This is a genomic window from Streptomyces sp. NPDC005899 (genome assembly GCF_040629645.1).
Lineage (GTDB): Bacteria > Actinomycetota > Actinomycetes > Streptomycetales > Streptomycetaceae > Streptomyces.
The window spans coordinates 1-17,203 of the sequence record NZ_JBEXWB010000106.1; the positions used below are offsets into that span (position 1 = coordinate 1).

Below are 17,203 nucleotides of genomic sequence, written 5' to 3' on the forward strand. Positions count from 1 at the left end.
CCTCGGCGCGCTCGTCGGCGCGGTCCTGGCGGCTCTCGGCCTTGGGCTCGGCCTGCGGTTCCGGCCTGTTCTCCGTCTTGGTGTCCGGGCTGCCCGCCTGGGCGGTGGCCCGGCGGCGGCGGCGCTCACCGGTGGGCTGCTCGTCGCTGGCCGGCTGACCGGGGATGTCGATCTGCTGCTGGGCCGCGGCCTTCTCGGCCGGCGCCGCGGCGGACTCGTCCCCGGTGCGCGTCTTGGACGTCGCGCGCCTCTTGGGCTTGCTCTCGGCGTCCGCGGTGGCGGGGGCGGCGGTCTTCGAGGCGGCCTTGGGGGCGGAGCCCCCGGCCTGCGCCTCCTTGATGACCTCGATCAGCTGGCTCTTGCGCATCCGCGCAGTCCCCCTGATGCCGAGGCCGGACGCGACCTGCTGCAGCTCGGCCAGGACCATGCCCTCGAGGCCGGTGCCGGAGCGGCGGCGCCGTGCGGTGGTGCCAGTGGCAGCACCTTCGGCGGGCGCGGCGCTGTCGACGCTCTTGTCGGCAGTCACGCCCATCAGATCGGTGGTGTCGCTCACGAAGGGTCCTTCCCTGGAGCGGACGTCGGCCTTCTGGCTCGGCGACCGGTTGTGCTGTCCGACTGCGGTCTGTTGATCATGTGGATCGCGGACCGTGCCGGGGCGGTGGTCCGCCGGGTACGGCGGAGAGATGAATGTGCGGGGTCCGGCGCGAGATCCCCCTGCTCGGCCCACTCCTGGACGAGCAAGAGGGTGTCGTGCCGGTTCCGGAGCGTGCTCGAAAGCTCAGGCAGGCTGCTCAGGCAGTCGGGGAGGCTCCCGGAAGAGTGGTGGTCCCGAAGGGGGACACGAAGCAACGCGCCACAAAGACGTCGATTGCTGACTTGAGGTTAACACTACCGGCTCCAACAAACATTCCCCCTCTCATGCACCGGCAATCACGTGCGGCTACGCGGCGAGCGGCAGCACGCTCGCGCCCGTGGCGTCGAGGGCGAGCCGGTTGGCGGCCCATCCCTCGCCCGCCAGCCGGGCCACCTTGTCGGCGGAACCCTCCTCCGTGAGCGCCAGCACGGTCGGTCCGGCGCCGGAGATGACGGCGGGCACGCCGTCGGCGCGGAGACGGTTGACGAGCTCGACGCTCTGCGGCATGGCGGGCCCCCGGTACTCCTGGTGGAGCCGGTCCTCGGTGGCGGCGAGCAGCAGCTCGGGGCGCCTGGTCAGCGCCTCCACCAGCAGGGCGGCACGGCCGGCGTTGGCCGCGGCGTCCACATGGGGGACGGTGCGCGGGAGCAGGCCGCGGGCCGTCTCGGTCAGCACGGGGGTCGCCGGCACGAACACGACCGGGACCACGGATTCGGCGGGGTCCATCCTGATCGCCCGGGCGGCTCCGCCGTCCATCCAGGCCAGGGTGAAACCGCCGAGGAGACAGGCCGCGACATTGTCCGGGTGGCCTTCGATCTCGGTCGCCAGCTCCAGCAGCGCGGCATCGTCGAGGCGGGCGTCGCCGCCTGTCGTCACGGCGCGGGCGGCGACGATCCCGGCGCAGATGGCCGCGGAGGAGGAGCCGAGTCCCCGGCCGTGCGGGATGCGGTTGGCGCAGACGATCTCCAGCCCGCGGGGCTGCCCGCCGAGCAGGTCGAAGGCCGTGCGCAGGGAGCGTACGAGCAGGTGGTTCTCGTCGCGGGGCAGCGTCTCGGCGCCCTCACCCGCGATGTCGATGTGCAGCCCGGAGTCGGCGACCCGGACGACGACGTCGTCGTAGAGCCCCAGGGAGAGGCCGAGGGCGTCGAAACCCGGGCCCAGGTTGGCGCTGGTTGCGGGGACGCGCACCCGGACGGCTGCGGCTCGGAACGCGGGACCGGCCATCGGTTGGACGACTCTTCCTGTACGGCGGCGGGGATGGTGGTGCTCGGTGGTGGTGGGGTCGTGCGGTACGTCGGCGTGCCTGGGGTGCCGCTGTGCCGGGGTGGGGTACCCGGCAGTCACCGCGGCGACTGCACCGCGGCGCTGTGCGGCGGGGCGGGTTGGTCACAGCTTATCGAAGGAAGGTTCCGTGGCGACATAGGGCGCACAGGAGGCGCACGATGCGTGTCGCACGCCTTCTCTGCGCTGTCCGCCCCGCTCAGGCCGGTCCGGGCCCTCTCACGCCGGGTGCGGGCCCTCTCACGCCTGTCCGACCCGTTGCGGGGGCGGACAGGCGGAGGGGGTGCCGGCTAGGCGAGGCCCAGCTTCTCGGCCGCGGTGGTCGCGTCCACGGGCACCGTGACCGGCTGCGGGGCGCCCGCGACGGCCCAGTCGGGGTCCTTGAGGCCGTTGCCGGTGACGGTGCACACGATCTTCTGGCCGGGGTCGACCTTGCCCTCGGCGGCGGCCTTGAGCAGGCCGGCCACCGAGGCGGCCGACGCGGGCTCGACGAAGACGCCTTCCTGGGAGGCCAGCAGGCGGTAGGCCGAGAGGATCTGACGGTCGGTCACTTCGTCGATGAAGCCACCCGACTCGTCCCGGGCCTCCAGCGCGAACTGCCACGAGGCCGGGTTGCCGATGCGGATCGCGGTGGCGATGGTCGCCGGGTCCTTGACGATCTCGCCGCGCACGATGGGCGCGGAGCCGGATGCCTGGAAGCCCCACATCCGCGGGGTGTGCGTGGAGATCGAGTCTCCCGCGTACTCCTTGTAACCCCTCCAGTACGCGGTGATGTTGCCCGCGTTGCCGACCGGCAGGACGTGGATGTCGGGAGCGTCTCCGAGCGCGTCGACGATCTCGAACGCGGCGGTCTTCTGGCCCTCGATCCGGACCGGATTGACCGAATTGACGAGCGCCACCGGGTAGTTGTCCGAGAGGCTGCGGGCCAGGGTCAGGCAGTCGTCGAAGTTGCCGTCCACCTGGAGGATCTTCGCGCCGTGGACGAGCGCCTGGCCCATCTTGCCGAGTGCGATCTTGCCCTGCGGCACGAGGACGGCGCAGACCATCCCGGCCCGCACGGCGTACGCCGCGGCGGATGCGGAGGTGTTGCCCGTGGAGGCGCAGATCACGGCCTGCGCACCCTCCTCCTTCGCCCGGGTGATCGCCATGGTCATGCCGCGGTCCTTGAACGACCCCGTGGGGTTGGCGCCCTCGACCTTGAGGTGCACCTCGCAGCCCGTGCGCTCGGAGAGGACCTGCGCCGGGACGAGCGGCGTACCGCCCTCACGGAGTGTGACGACCGGCGTCGTGCTCGTGACCGGAAGACGGTCCCGGTACTCCTCGATGATGCCGCGCCACTGGTGGGTGCCCTTGCTGGTCATGGGTCCTTACTCCCCTTCAACACGCATGATGCTGGCGACACCGCGCACGGTGTCCAGCTTGCGCAGCGCTTCGACGGTGCCCGAGAGGGCGGCGTCGGGCGCGCGGTGGGTGACGACGACGAGGGATGCCTCGCCGTCTCCGTCCATCCGCCGCCCGCCGGCACCCTGCTCGATGGCAACGCCTTCACCACTGCCCGATGGTCGGCTCTGCTGGCGGACCGTATCGATGGATACGCCCTGTTCGGCGAAGACCGTCGCGACCTGGGCGAGTACGCCAGGCTTGTCGGCCACGTCGAGACTGATGTGGTAGCGCGTGACGACGTCGCCCATGGGGCTGACCGGCAGGCGCGTGTACGCGGACTCACCGGGTCCGGTGGTCTTGCCGACGATGTTCCGGCACACGGCGACCAAGTCGCCGAGGACGGCGGAAGCGGTCGGGGCGCCACCCGCCCCAGGGCCGTAGAACATCAGCTGACCGGCCGCCTCGGCTTCGACGAAGACCGCGTTGTACGCCTCGCGGACCGAGGCCAGGGGGTGGCTGAGCGGGATCATCGCGGGGTGCACCCGGGCGGTGACGGACCTGCCGTCGGCGGCCCGCTCGCAGATGGCGAGGAGTTTGACGGTGCAGCCCATGCGGCGGGCCGAGGCGATGTCGGCGGCCGTGACCTCGGTGATGCCCTCGCGGTGCACCTCACCGATCCTGACCCGGGTGTGGAAGGCGATACCGGCGAGGATGGCGGCCTTCGCGGCGGCGTCGAAGCCCTCGACGTCGGCGGTCGGGTCGGCCTCGGCGTATCCGAGGGCGGTCGCCTCGTCGAGCGCTTCGGAGTACCCGGCCCCGCTCGTGTCCATCTTGTCGAGGATGAAGTTGGTCGTGCCGTTGACGATGCCGAGGACCCGGTTGACCTTGTCCCCCGCGAGGGACTCGCGCAGCGGCCGTACGAGCGGGATGGCGCCGGCCACGGCCGCCTCGTAGTAGAGGTCGCGGCCGTGCTTCTCGGCGACGGCGTGGAGTGCGGAGCCGTCCTCGGCGAGCAGCGCCTTGTTGGCGGAGACGACGCCCGCGCCGTGCTCGAAGGCGGTCGTGATGAGGGTGCGGGCGGGTTCGATACCGCCGATGACCTCGACGACGACGTCGATGTCACCCCGCTTGACCAGCGCGGTGGCGTCGGTCGTGATCAGCGCGGGGTCGATGCCCTCCCGCACCTTCGAGGGCCGGCGCACGGCGACGCCGGCGAGCTCCACCGGGGCGCCGATGCGCGCGGCGAGGTCGTCGGCGTGCGTCGTCATGATGCGCGCCACCTCTGAGCCGACCACTCCGCAGCCCAGCAGCGCCACTTTCAGCGGACGCGTACGCATCATCCGACCTCGTTTCTCATACTTCTGATGTGTGGACCAGTCTCACTCACCGGACGGGGGTTTCCGCCACCCGTCCGGATTTTGAGATGTAAATTTCATCAGCCGACGTCGAGGCGCAGGAGATCTTCCTCCGTCTCGCGGCGGACGATGACCCGGGCCTGCCCGTCACGCACGGCGACGACGGGCGGGCGCAGGGCGTGGTTGTAATTGCTCGCCATGGAGCGGCAGTACGCACCGGTGGCGGGCACGGCGATCAGGTCTCCGGGGGCGAGGTCGGCCGGCAGGAACGCGTCCTTGACCACGATGTCCCCGCTCTCGCAGTGCTTGCCGACAACCCGGACGAGCATGGGCTCGGCGTCCGAGCTGCGCGAGACGAGGGCGACGCTGTACTCGGCGTCGTACAGCGCGGTGCGGATGTTGTCCGACATGCCGCCGTCGACGCTCACGTACGTGCGCAGCCCCTCCAGGCGCTTGATGGTGCCGACCTCGTACAGCGTGAACGCGGTGGGGCCGACGATCGCCCGCCCCGGCTCCACCGAGATGCGGGGGGTGGTGAGTCCGGCCGACTCGCACTCCCGGGTCACGATGTCCCTGAGGGCCTTGGCGATCTGGTGCGGCTCGCTCGGGTCGTCCTCGGAGGTGTAGGCGATACCGAGACCGCCGCCGAGGTCGATCTCGGGGAGTTCGACGCCGTGCTCGTCACGGATCGCGGCGAGCAGCTGCACCACGCGCCGCGCGGACACCTCGAAACCGGCCATGTCGAAGATCTGCGAGCCGATGTGCGAGTGGATGCCGATGAGTTCGAGCCCGTCCAGCTCCAGTGCCCTGCGGACGGCCTCGGCGGCCTGTCCGTCGGCCAGCGCGATGCCGAACTTCTGGTCCTCGTGGGCGGTGGCGATGAACTCGTGGGTGTGGGCCTCGACACCGACCGTGACGCGGATCTGCACGCGCTGCCGGGTGCCGAGCCGCTGCGCGATGTGGGAGACCCGGACGATCTCCTGGAAGGAGTCGAGCACGATGCGCCCGACGCCCGCCCCGACGGCCCGCTCGATCTCCGCGACGGTCTTGTTGTTGCCGTGGAAGGCGATCCGGTCGGCGGGCATCCCGGCGTCCAGCGCGGTGGTCAGCTCGCCGCCGGAGCACACGTCCAGGTTCAGTCCCTCTTCCGCGAGCCAGCGCACCACGGCACGCGACAGGAAGGCCTTGCCGGCGTAGAACACGTCGGCGTCCGGTCCGAAGGCGTCCGCCCAGGCACGGCAGCGGGCCCGGAAGTCGGACTCGTCGAGGAAGTAGGCCGGAGTCCCGAACTCCTCGGCCAGCCGGGCCACTTCGATCCCGCCGACGGTGAGCGCGCCGGCCTCGTCGCGGGTGACGGTACGGGACCAGACCTTCGCGTCCAGCTCGTTGAGGTCGGTGGCCGGGGCGGTGTAGTGGCCCTCGGGGAGGACGTCGGCGTGACGGGGTCCGGCGGGGTGTGCGGATCGGCTCATCGTTCTGCTCTGTTCTCTCAGGTCTGTGTCAAAGGTAAGGGGGCGCGCTGATACCCAGCAGGGACAGGCCGCCTGCGAGCACCGTCCCGGCGGCTTCGGCGAGGGCCAGCCGGGAGCGGTGGGCGGCCGAGGGTTTCTCCAAGCCGGCGGGGAGCGCCGGGGTCGCGCCGTGGAAGTCGAGGAAGGCGTCCGCCACCGCTTCCAGGTGCCGGGCGAGCCGGTCGGGCGCGTGGTGGCGGGCGGCGGCGGCGAGGACCGCGGGGTGGTCGGCGAGCGCGGCGTGCAGCGCGGGCGCCTCGACGTCCACCGTGTCCCCGTACGCGCCGGTGAAACCGAGCTGCTCGGCGCCACGGGTGAGCGCGCGGGCGCGGGCGTGCGCGTAGCGGACCAGGAAGAGGGGGTTCGCCTCTCCCTGGACGAGGAGGTCGTCGCCCAGGGGCGCTCGGTCGTGGGCGGCGGGCCGCAGCAGGCCCCACAGCGCGGCGTCCACGCCCAGCCGCTCCACCAGCGCCTCCGCCGTGGCTCCGGCCGGCACGGGACGGATCTCCGAGTCCCTGGACGCCCCGGCGGCGCCGGGGCGGTTGCCGGTGCCCGCCTCGGCTCCGGCGGGAACGGGGCGGTTGCCGGTGCCCGCCTCGGCTCCGGCACCCGTGCCGGACTCCGCGCACAGCCTCTCCCAGCCGGGATCCGGCTCCCCGGTGCAGGTGACGAGGACCTGGCAGCCCTGGGTGCGCAGCAGGCGCCCGACGCTGTGGGCGACGACCGCCGCCCGGACCTCGGGGGGATGGTGGAGCCGGTACAGCCGCCCGGCCGGGGTGGCGACGTGGCCGTAACGGAGCCCCCGCTCCCGTATGTCACGGACACGGGCGGCGCGGCTCGCGGTGTCGGCCGGCACGTCGAGCGTGAAGCTGAGGAACCCCGGCCCGGTGATCTCCACCCCCGCGATCCCCGGAGTGCCGGCGACCCTGTCCCGGAGCAGTGCCGCGACGTCGCGTGCCGGGATCCCCGCGGGCCCCGCCAGCTGCAGGGCGACCGCGCAGGCGTACTCCCCGCTGCCGCCGGGCCGTGTGCGCTCCACCCGTACCCGCGCGGGCACGGGAACGCGCAGGGCGTCCTCGTCGACCGCGCGGCGCACGGCGCGCAGCACGGTCCGGGAGAGGTCGGCGGGGGTCACGGGACAAGCGTAGGGGAGGAAGGGGGGCACGCCGCCAACCGGTTTCGCGATGCGGGCAGCGGCGGTGCCGCCCGGCGGGAGGCCGCCGGTACGCGGGCGGGCGGGGCCGGCCGGCCGGCGCAGGTGCCGGGGCGCGCGGGGGCGGGCGTCGGTCGCACGGGTCACCGGGTCAGCCGGCGGCGCTTCCGGCCCGGCCGGCGCCGCGTCTGCCGTCGCACGGCGGCGGGTCCCCCCGGAGTGCGAGCCGGCGCACGATCCGCACGAGCTCGCTCGGCTCGAACGGCTTCGCCAGGAAGGCGTCCACCCCGGCGGCCACGCCGGAGTCCACCTCGTAGGGGGTGCAGGCGCTGACGACGGCCACGGGCAGGTGGCTGGTACGCGGATCGGAGCGCAGCCGGACCGCGGTCTGTATCCCGTCGAGCCGGGGCATGACGACGTCGAGCGTGATCACGTCCGGGCAGATGTGGTGCACCAGGTCCAGGCACTCGACACCATCGGCCGCGGTCACGACCTCGAAGCCCTCCAGCTCGAGGTTGACCCTGATCAGCTGCCGGATGACCTTGTTGTCGTCGACAACAAGCACGCGGCCGTACGCCCCTGACACGCTTCGAGGGTAGGGCGGCCGGAGGGGCTGCGTCCGGGTTTTGCCCACTTCCGACCGCGCCGGGCGCCGGGGAGTGCCCCGGCGCGGGCGCCTCGCCCGTCCGGCCCCGCGCCGGGACGTCGCGACGCGGGACGCCGACGTGGAAATACCTGTTCCCGGACACCCCGCAGGAGCTGGTAGGGTTTCACTCGTCGCCGCCGAGCGCAGCGACAACGCCCCCGTAGCTCAGGGGATAGAGCATCGGCCTCCGGAGCCGGGTGCGCAGGTTCGAATCCTGCCGGGGGCACTTCCGCCAGACAGCGCGACCAGGTCGCGCAGCAGGCGAAGTGCCAGATTTTAGGAGCCGGACCCAAATTTACTGGGTCCGGCTCCTTGTCGTTATCCACTACGCGGTCGTTATCCACTACGTGATCGCGACGGAGTGATGAATGGGTCCCCTGAACCCCACACCTACGGTTCCTCGGCATCACGTGGCCGGTCAGCGTAGCCCGCGTACCGCCGCCCGCCGCATAGGGGACTCACGCGAAGCGGTACACCGATCCGCCTACGCCATCACGAGGACGCCGGCGCCCAACCAATTTGTGTGCCGTTGCCATGCCGCAGTCGAGCGCGCCCCCCAAGCCACCCTGCCCGCTCCCGACTGGCTCTGGTCATGTCCAGCGAAAAGCCTAGACTGATGCCCGGTTTTCAGCATCAGCGTCTGCACGACAAGCGGTTCCAGGGGGGACGAACATCGAAATGGTAAAACAACAGGATTTCAGCGTCTGGTATAAGGCGAAAAATTTTCCACCGAAAGTGGTGGGGCGTGAGACGGATCGCATGAACTTTCCGATCGACGATCTCGCACACGCATTGTTTGTCACAGGACGGGCACCTGCGGACAGGGCCACCCATGGCACAACATCACTCTACGAGTGGCTGCACCGCGTGGCCTTGGTGCCGGCCTACTTGCGGATGGCACCGGGCGGCAGGCTGATGCGATCCGACCTTGCCCGAGAACTCGACCGCTCCGAGAAAGTCGCGTTGTCCTACACGCTGGGGCAAGCCATGACGGGCATTTTCAGCGAGAGAGTTCTTTCGGTCCGGTTCCTCATGCATGTTGACCGCTATGCCAACCGCTACGGCCTCGCGTTCGATCCGTCCAGCAAGAAGCGAGCAGACCTGTTCGGGCAGAAGCTGGACGGCGGATGGGTGGTGGCGGAGGCCAAGGGAAGGTCTGGGATCGTGGATTGGAAGTTGGAGCAGACAATGATCGCGCAGAAGGGAACCATTAAGTCGATCGGTGGAGTTGTGCCCGACTTCGCCTTCGGATGTGCCGCACACTTCCCCAAGTTGAACGACGGCTCGGAGCCTTTGGCTGTTCTTGCGATTGACCCCCCGGATTTCGAACCGGACGCGATCGACCTGGGAATCACACTGGACAAATTCATCCAGGCCTATTACGAACCTTTCCTTGCGGCTCTGGAAGGAAGCGGGTACAGAAATTCGAGCGGTGACTTCACAGTCGCACGTTACGACGCCATGGGGCTTCGCGTTGGGGTACTTCGCTCCGTGCTCGAACGTGTGGAACGAGCCCGTAATGGATCCGTCTCTGGGCTTCACGACGATGTAACCGCCCTCCTGAACGAGCAGGTACCGGAAGAGCGACCCGCTGGACAATTCCTCGACGGCACGATGGTCAAGTCCAATTGGAAGGCGCCCATGAGCCAGGACGATTGGAGCGAGTCCTACTACGTCGAAAAGTTCTGACATCGCCGGTGCCAGCCGTGCCTGCTCGGAGCAGACTCGTCCCCTCTCCGCTGGGCCGGACCCATGTGCGCTCGATGGGAGAACTCCTAGGCGTGAGTAGCGGGCGCCGGCGGCGTGACCGGCCGGCGCCTGACCGGTTGCGGACCTCGTCTCGCCGGACTTCGATCCAGGTGATCTGGTCGGCGGTAGGCATTCCAGGGCCCCACTCAAGGGCTGCGTATCAAGTTGCGGAGATTGCCGGCCAGGGCTCCCACGTCGTGTTTACCTTGCTCCGGGGTCACCGTCATGCCCAGCACTCCCGGAGCCTGGTGCGCGGTACAGCAGGGCTCGCGCAGGACCTCCGGGAGCGCTTGGGCCGGGCCGAGACGGCCGCAATCGACCAGGAGGCTGCGGACGGCGGCGCCGGGCGTACCCGATGCCGGTGCGTGTGCCGCAGGGATGTGAGACGGCGGCGAAACAAGCCGATGGGGGACCCGTTCCGCTCGGGAAGCCCGGCGGTGGGCGCCCGAGGTCAGGTAGTCGGTGCTGACACCGCGCGCGAGCCAGACGACGGCGAAGGGCTCCAGCGCGGCACAGTCGGCAGCGGAGAGCGCCAAGCGTGGTTCGCGGCGGCCAAGTTCGGCGAGGGCTCGGTAGCAAGGGAAGCCGCCGCGGCGGGCTGCGGGAAGCCCTTGCCCGGGCACCTTCCGGTGCCAGGGGGCCTGCGAAAGGCTCGGCAGGGGGTGCACCCTGATGTCCGCCTGCGCGGTGCGCTGCTGGGGCACGACCAGCAGGTCGGACTCGCACCTGCTCCGGGGCGCCGGCTTCCCCCGTGAGCCTGGCCGACCACCACTCGTAGTCGCGAGCGGCACGCGACCAGTAGGTGAGCGTCACCCACCGGCACTGGCCGCCCTCCTCCGCCCGGCGGCGAACACGGCGCAGATGTCCGGCCGCGGCGAGGGATTGCAAGGCGGTGCCGATGGTCATCTGGCCGTACAAGGGCAGGCCCATGGCCAGCGACTTGATGTCCAAGGCGGCGCCATCGGGCAGGTGGTCGACATACCCGGCGACGTAGCGTTCGCATCCGGCATGAGGACGAAGTCGTCCCCGCACTCGGCGTTGGCCGGGGGCGGTTGCTTGCCATAGCCGTTACGGGCCTTGGGGTAGGGCGCGAGGCTGCGGTGCCGGGCGGAAGGCGGAAGGGAGGCAGGGTGGTGTCCCCCCGAACTCCCTGCCTGCCTCCCGGACAGACCACACGGCTCGAATCCCGACGCCCGAACCACAACCCTCGGAACCCGAAGCTCAAGCACCGGCCCGGGGCCCCTCCCGGGCCCCTGAATGACTGCATGATCCACAGCACGCGAACCCTGCGATGTGAGACCCGAGCGCCGGAATGTCGACCGCACCACCACGAACGGGATGGCGGTGAACCTGGCGACTGCTGATCGCCTCATGGCCTGAGCCGCGACCTACCGACGCTTCAGAACACTCCATTCACGGGCCGGCTTCGGGATCTTCGCCTCGGCAGTACCCGGGACGGTGGCGTCCTGGACAACTTCACCCGTGATGACCTGACCCCCGGCCGGCTTGGCGAGTTCCAGATCGGAGAGGTGCGTCTTGAGCCTTCTGGCCATGGGGCGGAAGGTCGCGTAGGTGAGCCCGCCGGACACGGCAGCCCCGACGAGGGGAATGGCCTTCGAGACGGACTTTGCGAAGGTCTGCTTCGTCATCTCGACGCCGAGATGCTGGGCGACCTTCTTCACTACGGGGTAGACGACGCCCTTGGTCAGCGCCTGCTGGGGCAGCTTCTTGGCGACCTGCTCGGAGATCATCCCTGCTACCTTCCCCACGGCGGCGTTCGCGGACTGAGTTCCGAACATCACCCCGAAGAAGAGCGTGAGCACTCCCTTGGTGGCGTCATCGAGGTCGTCGTTTTCGGCGGAGAACAGATCGGGCCAGCTGAAGAGGTAGGCGAGCTTCTGCGCGATGCGCAGCATGTGCCCGACGTACTGGGCGAGATCGGCCGGCACCGTGGCGGGCATGGCGATGAATCCGGGAATCCCGGCCGCAGCGGAGAGCGCACTCACCTTGGCCGTTTCGTAACGAATGGACTCGTTGGCCACCCTGTCCAGGACAGCAAGAGGGATACCCGCCGCCGCGGGGGTCTCTTCCACCGCTCTGCGAACATCATCTTCCGAGCAGTGACGGGCCAGCGCCGTCCGCAGGTACGCCTCCCTGTCGACTCGCACACCCGGCAGCCTTGCTGCGCCAGCCAGAAGAGCGGAGAAGCGCGACTCCGGGTTCTCGCTCAGTTGTCCCGTGACCATGCCAGGAACGTACAGCAGGCGGGTGACCTGTATCCCCCGAACCGGTCATTGTCATCGCGGCTGGGGACTGCGCGAGCGGGAGTCGGCGGACAGAACCGGGGCCCCCGTCAGCGTCGCCCATGCGGGCATGCTCCGTCCCGTACCGGCCTCGCCGCGCATACGCTGCGTCAGCGTACGTACCTGGGGGGTGGGTAGCACGAAACGTCCGGCCTGGCGACGTAGATGATCAGAAGCCGTACGAGGGGCGTGTGCGCGAGTAGTGGACATGGTGGCTTACGAAGATTCGGCGACGTGATGCTGTTGTCCAAGCACTCTGTCGCCTTGAGCGAGCAAAGCCTCAGGTTGCCTGGCCATGACGTCACGGAACGCGCTGAGGCTGCGCGCGGAGACACGGACGCGTTCCGGCAGGCCACTCAGTCGTGGCCGACGGAACCGGCGAGTTGGTGAAGGCAGGGGGTAGGGCCGGCGACGATCTCGATCAGCGTCACACCTGCAACACCGTTCGCTACCGCCCCTGTTGCAGACGAAGGCTGACGTACGAACTCGACGCGCGGAGCCGCCGGGCGTGGCGGAGCCCGGGAGTCGTATCCAGCTCCCGGGCCCCTGGGGTTGCCACCCAATTGCGCTTGCCGGCGCCTTTTAAGAGTGCGGATCAGTCGTCATACCGTCGCGTTCTGCCTTTGAACTACCGCGCCGTGGCAGAGGCGCAGGCCGGATTCGAACCAGCATTCAACGGTGTTCGTCCGTACTCGGTCGGTCCGGCAATCGGCGGCGATACTGAAGCTGGAGCGAGAGTCTGAGATTGATCGCGGCCGCCTCTGCCATGTTGGGCCACCCCGGCAGGTGGAGCCGGGGGGAGGACTCGAACCTCCACCGTTACCGCGTCTTCAGGCTGAACGTCAGTTTCAGCTTGCGCTCGTCACACGGGGCGGACATCGATTCCGCCTCGTGCAGGGTGCGCACCCCCACGGCATGCGCGGGGGCGTCTGTGGGTGCCGCCTCGCGTCCGGCCTCAGCCGAACAGGTAGCCGAACACCGCGTCGCCGACCCGCCGGTCGGTGACCTCGGCGCCGTTGGCCTCCTCACGGGCGAACTTCACCGCGTGCTGGAGCTTCTCGACCCGCTCCAGGAGTTCGTTCACCCGGCGCGCCGGCAGCGCCCCGGAGAACTTCACGGTGGTCCAGTACCCGATCGGTACGTCCTCGTAGTACACGTCGACCTGTGCCGGGTGCTTCTCCGTCGCCTCGGCCTTGACGTGGTTGCGGGGGACCTTCTTCGTGCGGATGGTGCGTACGGGGTCGGTCTTCCACCAGTCCGTCGACGGGTCGGGCGACCAGGACTCGGAGGCGTCGAGCGTGGGCAGCTTCTTGACGAAGGTGTGCAGGTCGGTGAGCTGCTTCTCGAGGAACAGCAGGTAGCTGACCGGCACGTCGGCGAGGACGGTGCGCCCGTCCACGGTGACGTCCGCGGCGGCGGTGCGGTTGGCCCAGTCCTTGGTGGCGGTCACGTCGAACAGCCGGGTCAGTGACCGGGACATCTCCCGCAGGACGTCCTCGGCCTGGACCTGCACCCGCGTCGACTCGGGCGGCAGCTGCTCGCCCTCCTCGTCCTTGGGCTGGTACGTACGCGAGATGCCCGCCAGCAGCGCCGGCTTCTGCACCTTGTGGTGGGCCGCGGTGATGTCCTGGAGCGACTTGCTCTTGACACCCTTCTCCACGGCGATGATCTGGTTGAGCTTCGTCACTTCGCCCCCTTCGAGTGGCAGAAACGTACCTCAGCCGACGTCGATCACCCGAATGGATATTCGCCTCCACCGACAGGGGTGGGCTACGGCGCCGGGTACGTCACCCCGCCTCGCCCGTCGACCTCGGGCTCGGCGCCCCAGGCGCCCGATCAGGCCCGCCGGGAAGGCCACCCGTTCGCGGAGGGTGACGACGATGTCGAAGCCGGCGAGGGCGGCGGCCAGTTCGTCCTCGGTGGCGTGGTGTTCGGTGAAGCTCACCACGTCGACGTCCGCGGTTACGGGCGACCAGTCGGCGGCGGAGGTCGCGACGGACCGGTAGTCGTCGAGCACGGCACAGCGAAGTCTCATGGCGGGTTTCTCCCCAGGCGGCGGCAGCGAGGAATCTACCGTCGCCGCCCCGGGTTCATCCGGCCGACCATGCCTCCCGGCGCCGCGCGACGTCGTACACCTTCTCCACCTGGGTGGGGGTCAGTACGCCGGTCAGCGGGGCCAGTGCGGACACCTGCCGGTCGCGGTAGACGCGCACACCCGGCGGGGCGGCGATGACGTCCAGGGTGGTGACGCCGACGAACACCAGCACGGTGTGGACGGGCACGGGGAAGGCGCAGTGCGTCTCCAGCACCCGCTGGGCGTCCGCCGCCCCGGGCCGGTCGGCGAGCGCCCAGGGACGCGGCGCGCCGTCTCCGATCCGCCAGGTCCCCTCCTCGACCCGTACGCGGGCCCCGGGGTGGTGTTCGGCGTGCACGGCGAACACCCCGCCCGGCCCGATCAGGAGGTGCCCCAACTCCGTGCCGTCCGGCAGGGGTACGGAGTGCAGGACCCGCCAGCCGTGCCGCGTCAGCCGCCTCAGCTCGGCGCCCACCCGTCGCTCGCCCGCCAGCGCGGTCAGGCGGGGGTCCACGTCCTTGCGCCTGCGCAGCGCCCCGGTGGCGGCCCGTACGAGCGCCCCGGTGCCGGACGCGTCGGGCCGCGCCCGCAGCGCGGCACCGGGACGCCTGGCGGCGAGGTCGTTCGCCGGGGTGAGCTCGGGCAGCAGGGGCCGCGGGAAGCGTCCCGGCGGGACCGGTGCGGGGGCGGGCACGCGGTACCGGTGGGTCGCCTGACCGGGCGCGGGCGTCGGCGGGGACGCAGGCGCACCACCCTGCCGGTACTCCGGTCCGGGCGCGGATGCGGGCATCTGCTCATCGTCGTGCCGGGTCAGGGGCCGCTCCCCCACGACGGGCGTCAGTGGCCCGTAGCCGCGTACACCGGTCCCCTCCGTCTCCGTGGCCACAGCCGGTCGCTGCTGCGGGACCCGGGGAGCGGCCGCCTCCCCGACCGCCACGGCCTGCCCTCCCGCCGGCCCCTCGGCGACCGGCCGTTCCGCAGCCGGCCGTTCCGCGGCCGTTCCTTCGGCAACCGGCCGTTCCCCAGCCGGCCCTCCCCCGGCCCGTTCTCCCGGGTCGCGCTTCCGCGTCCGCCGCAGCGGCGGGATCCGGGGCATCGGCGGCGGGGCCGACGGCGGCGGTCCCGGGGGCGGCATGTCGCTCAGGGCCGGGGCGTGCGGCACCTGGCGGGCCAGGGCGTCGGTGACGGCGTCGCGGTAGCGCGGATGCAGGACGGTGATGGTGCCGTTGGCCAGGTCCGCCCATCCGATCGCCGTGCCGTCCGGCAGATTCACGTAGAGCCGGTCGTGCCCGAAGAGCTGCCATGACGTGACCTTGAGATCCTGCATCGTGCCCCTCCTGTTCACCGTTCCGACGTCCCTGCCACCCAGCGTGTACGGCGGCTCCGCCACCGGACAGGGCGCAAAGCGGGCGCGCGGGGTCGAGGAGGCGGCGTTCCCGGGGCGGTCCGGGTCCGGATGTGCCCCGGACCGCCCCGGCACCCCGGTCAGAGCAGGGGGAGGCCGGGTGCCGGGTAGGCGTCCATCATCGCCTTGACCTCGCCCCGGACCTTGGAAACCGTGGTTTCGTCACCTGTACGGGCGGCTTCCACCACGAGATCGATCCACTGTGCGACGGCGCCCATCTCGGACGCCGGTACGCCCCGTGACGTGAGGGCCGGGGTCCCGATGCGGATGCCGGACGGGTCGAAGGGCCTTCGCCGGTCGTACGGGACGGTGTTGTGGTTGACGACGATGCCCGCCCGGTCCAGCGCCTTGGCCGCGTCCTTGCCCGGTACACCGCGCGCGGTGAGGTCGAGCAGCAGCAGGTGGTTGTCCGTGCCGCCGGACACCAGGTCGAAGCCGCGTGCGGCCAGTTCCTCGCCGAGCGCGTGGGCGTTGGAGACGACCTGGTGCGCGTACGCGCCGAACGCCTCGCCCGAGGCCTCCTTCAGCGCGACCGCGATCGCGGCTGTGGTCTGGTTGTGCGGGCCGCCCTGCAGTCCGGGAAAGACCGCACGGTCGATGGCCCGGGCGTGCTCGGCCCGGGAGAGCAGCATCGCCCCGCGCGGGCCGCGCAGTGTCTTGTGGGTGGTGGTGGACACGACGTCGGCGTGGGGAGCGGGTGACGGGTGGGCACCGCCGGCGATCAGCCCCGCGATGTGGGCGACGTCGGCCACCAGCACCGCTCCCACCTCCCGGGCGATGTCGGCGAAGCCGGCGAAGTCGATCGTCCGGGGTACGGCGGTGCCTCCGCAGAAGATCACCTTGGGCCGCTCGGCGCGTGCCAGGTCCCGTACCTCGTCGAGGTCGACGCGTCCCGTGTCGCGCCGCACGCCGTACCCGACGCCCCGGAACCACGTGCCGGTCGCGGAGACGCCCCAGCCGTGGGTGAGGTGGCCGCCCATGGGCAGCGACATGCCGAGGACCGTGTCCCCGGGCTCCAGGAATGCGAGGTACACGGCGAGGTTGGCCGGTGAGCCGGAGTAGGGCTGCACGTTGGCGTGCTCCATCCGGAACAGCGCCTTGGCCCGCTCGACGGCCAGTGCCTCCACCTGGTCGATGACCTGCTGGCCCTCGTAGTACCGCTTGCCGGGGTAGCCCTCGGAGTACTTGTTCTGCAGGACGGTGCCGGAGGCTTCCAGCACGGCGGCGGACACGTAGTTCTCACTGGCGATCAGGCGCAGGGTGTCGGCCTGGAGGCGCTCCTCGGCGCCCACGAGCGCGGCGAGTTCGGGATCCGCCGCGGTCAGGGCGGGATGACGGGTGTCGGACGGCTGGACGGTCACGGGAGGCCTCCCGGGTCGGTCGCACTGCTGCGACGTGGACCCGGATGCCCAGGCGGACGGCCTTCCGGAGATGACGCCCCGGGCGTGCCGGGGTGTGCCGCTTCCTCGTGGTCGTTTCCACGGAGCACCCTGCCGGGCGCGCGCCAGTCGCGGCATCTCGCACTTTAGTACGCGCACATCCGAAAAGACGCGTGGATCGCGTCGAAAGCGGGCAGCTTCCCGGTGGCCTGCGGAGGCATCACGGTGGGGGGACCGTATGGAAGCAAGGGATCGATGGGGCGCGCCCGAGTCCGGACAGCCCGGTGCGGGAGGACCCGGCTCGCACGAGCCGCCGCCGGCGCCGCCGGC

General features: G+C 70.7%; 12 protein-coding genes, 1 tRNA gene and 1 pseudogene. 2 read left to right on the forward strand and 12 right to left on the reverse strand.

Annotated elements, in window-relative coordinates:
- The 7 genes from ABZ371_RS14835 to ABZ371_RS14865 form a co-directional block, all read right to left on the reverse strand.
- On the reverse strand, positions 1 to 553 hold a 553-nt coding region (locus tag ABZ371_RS14835; protein WP_358678603.1), incomplete at its 3' end, for a Rho termination factor N-terminal domain-containing protein.
- 387 nt (positions 554 to 940) lie between these two features.
- Entirely contained in the window at positions 941 to 1,858 is a 918-nt protein-coding gene (gene thrB, locus ABZ371_RS14840) for a homoserine kinase (RefSeq protein ID WP_358678636.1), read from the reverse strand.
- Between the two features lie 347 nt (positions 1,859 to 2,205).
- Positions 2,206 to 3,276 carry a threonine synthase gene (thrC, locus tag ABZ371_RS14845; protein WP_358678606.1) on the reverse strand — a complete coding sequence of 357 codons (1,071 nt, stop codon included), beginning with the start codon at positions 3,274 to 3,276 and terminating at the stop codon, positions 2,206 to 2,208.
- Between the two features lie 6 nt (positions 3,277 to 3,282).
- Positions 3,283 to 4,638: a homoserine dehydrogenase gene (locus ABZ371_RS14850; RefSeq protein WP_358678609.1), complete on the reverse strand. Its 1,356-nt coding sequence runs from the start codon at positions 4,636 to 4,638 to the stop codon at positions 3,283 to 3,285.
- 95 nt (positions 4,639 to 4,733) lie between these two features.
- The gene (gene lysA, locus ABZ371_RS14855; RefSeq protein WP_358678612.1) at positions 4,734 to 6,125 is read right to left on the reverse strand and encodes a diaminopimelate decarboxylase; all 1,392 of its coding nucleotides are present in this window, start codon (positions 6,123 to 6,125) and stop codon (positions 4,734 to 4,736) included.
- 28 nt (positions 6,126 to 6,153) lie between these two features.
- Positions 6,154 to 7,299, reverse strand: coding sequence for an ArgS-related anticodon-binding protein NrtL (gene nrtL / locus ABZ371_RS14860; protein ID WP_358678615.1), 1,146 nt, complete (start codon positions 7,297 to 7,299; stop codon positions 6,154 to 6,156).
- A 169-nt stretch (positions 7,300 to 7,468) separates the two neighbouring features.
- The gene (locus ABZ371_RS14865; protein WP_358678618.1) at positions 7,469 to 7,903 is read right to left on the reverse strand and encodes a response regulator; all 435 of its coding nucleotides are present in this window, start codon (positions 7,901 to 7,903) and stop codon (positions 7,469 to 7,471) included.
- A gap of 214 nt (positions 7,904 to 8,117) precedes the next feature.
- On the opposite strand from ABZ371_RS14865, the gene ABZ371_RS14870 reads away from it, so the two are divergent.
- Both ABZ371_RS14870 and ABZ371_RS14875 read left to right on the forward strand, forming a co-directional pair.
- A tRNA-Arg gene (locus ABZ371_RS14870) sits at positions 8,118 to 8,189 on the forward strand.
- 452 nt (positions 8,190 to 8,641) lie between these two features.
- Positions 8,642 to 9,652, forward strand: coding sequence for a hypothetical protein (locus ABZ371_RS14875; RefSeq protein WP_358678621.1), 1,011 nt, complete (start codon positions 8,642 to 8,644; stop codon positions 9,650 to 9,652).
- A gap of 1,448 nt (positions 9,653 to 11,100) precedes the next feature.
- Here the strand turns inward: ABZ371_RS14875 and ABZ371_RS14880 are convergent.
- The 5 genes and pseudogenes from ABZ371_RS14880 to glyA form a co-directional block, all read right to left on the reverse strand.
- Positions 11,101 to 11,958 carry a hypothetical protein gene (locus ABZ371_RS14880; protein ID WP_358678624.1) on the reverse strand — a complete coding sequence of 286 codons (858 nt, stop codon included), beginning with the start codon at positions 11,956 to 11,958 and terminating at the stop codon, positions 11,101 to 11,103.
- 1,012 nt (positions 11,959 to 12,970) lie between these two features.
- Entirely contained in the window at positions 12,971 to 13,702 is a 732-nt protein-coding gene (locus tag ABZ371_RS14885) for a hypothetical protein (protein WP_358678627.1), read from the reverse strand.
- A 132-nt stretch (positions 13,703 to 13,834) separates the two neighbouring features.
- Positions 13,835 to 14,050, reverse strand: a pseudogene (locus tag ABZ371_RS14890) (D-2-hydroxyacid dehydrogenase family protein); the annotation flags it as partial.
- 55 nt (positions 14,051 to 14,105) lie between these two features.
- Entirely contained in the window at positions 14,106 to 15,416 is a 1,311-nt protein-coding gene (locus ABZ371_RS14895; RefSeq protein ID WP_358678630.1) for an NERD domain-containing protein, read from the reverse strand.
- Between the two features lie 158 nt (positions 15,417 to 15,574).
- Positions 15,575 to 16,855 (reverse strand): serine hydroxymethyltransferase, encoded by a 1,281-nt coding sequence (gene glyA / locus ABZ371_RS14900; RefSeq protein WP_358678633.1) that lies wholly within the window; start codon positions 16,853 to 16,855, stop codon positions 15,575 to 15,577.
- Positions 16,856 to 17,203 lie beyond the last annotated feature (348 nt).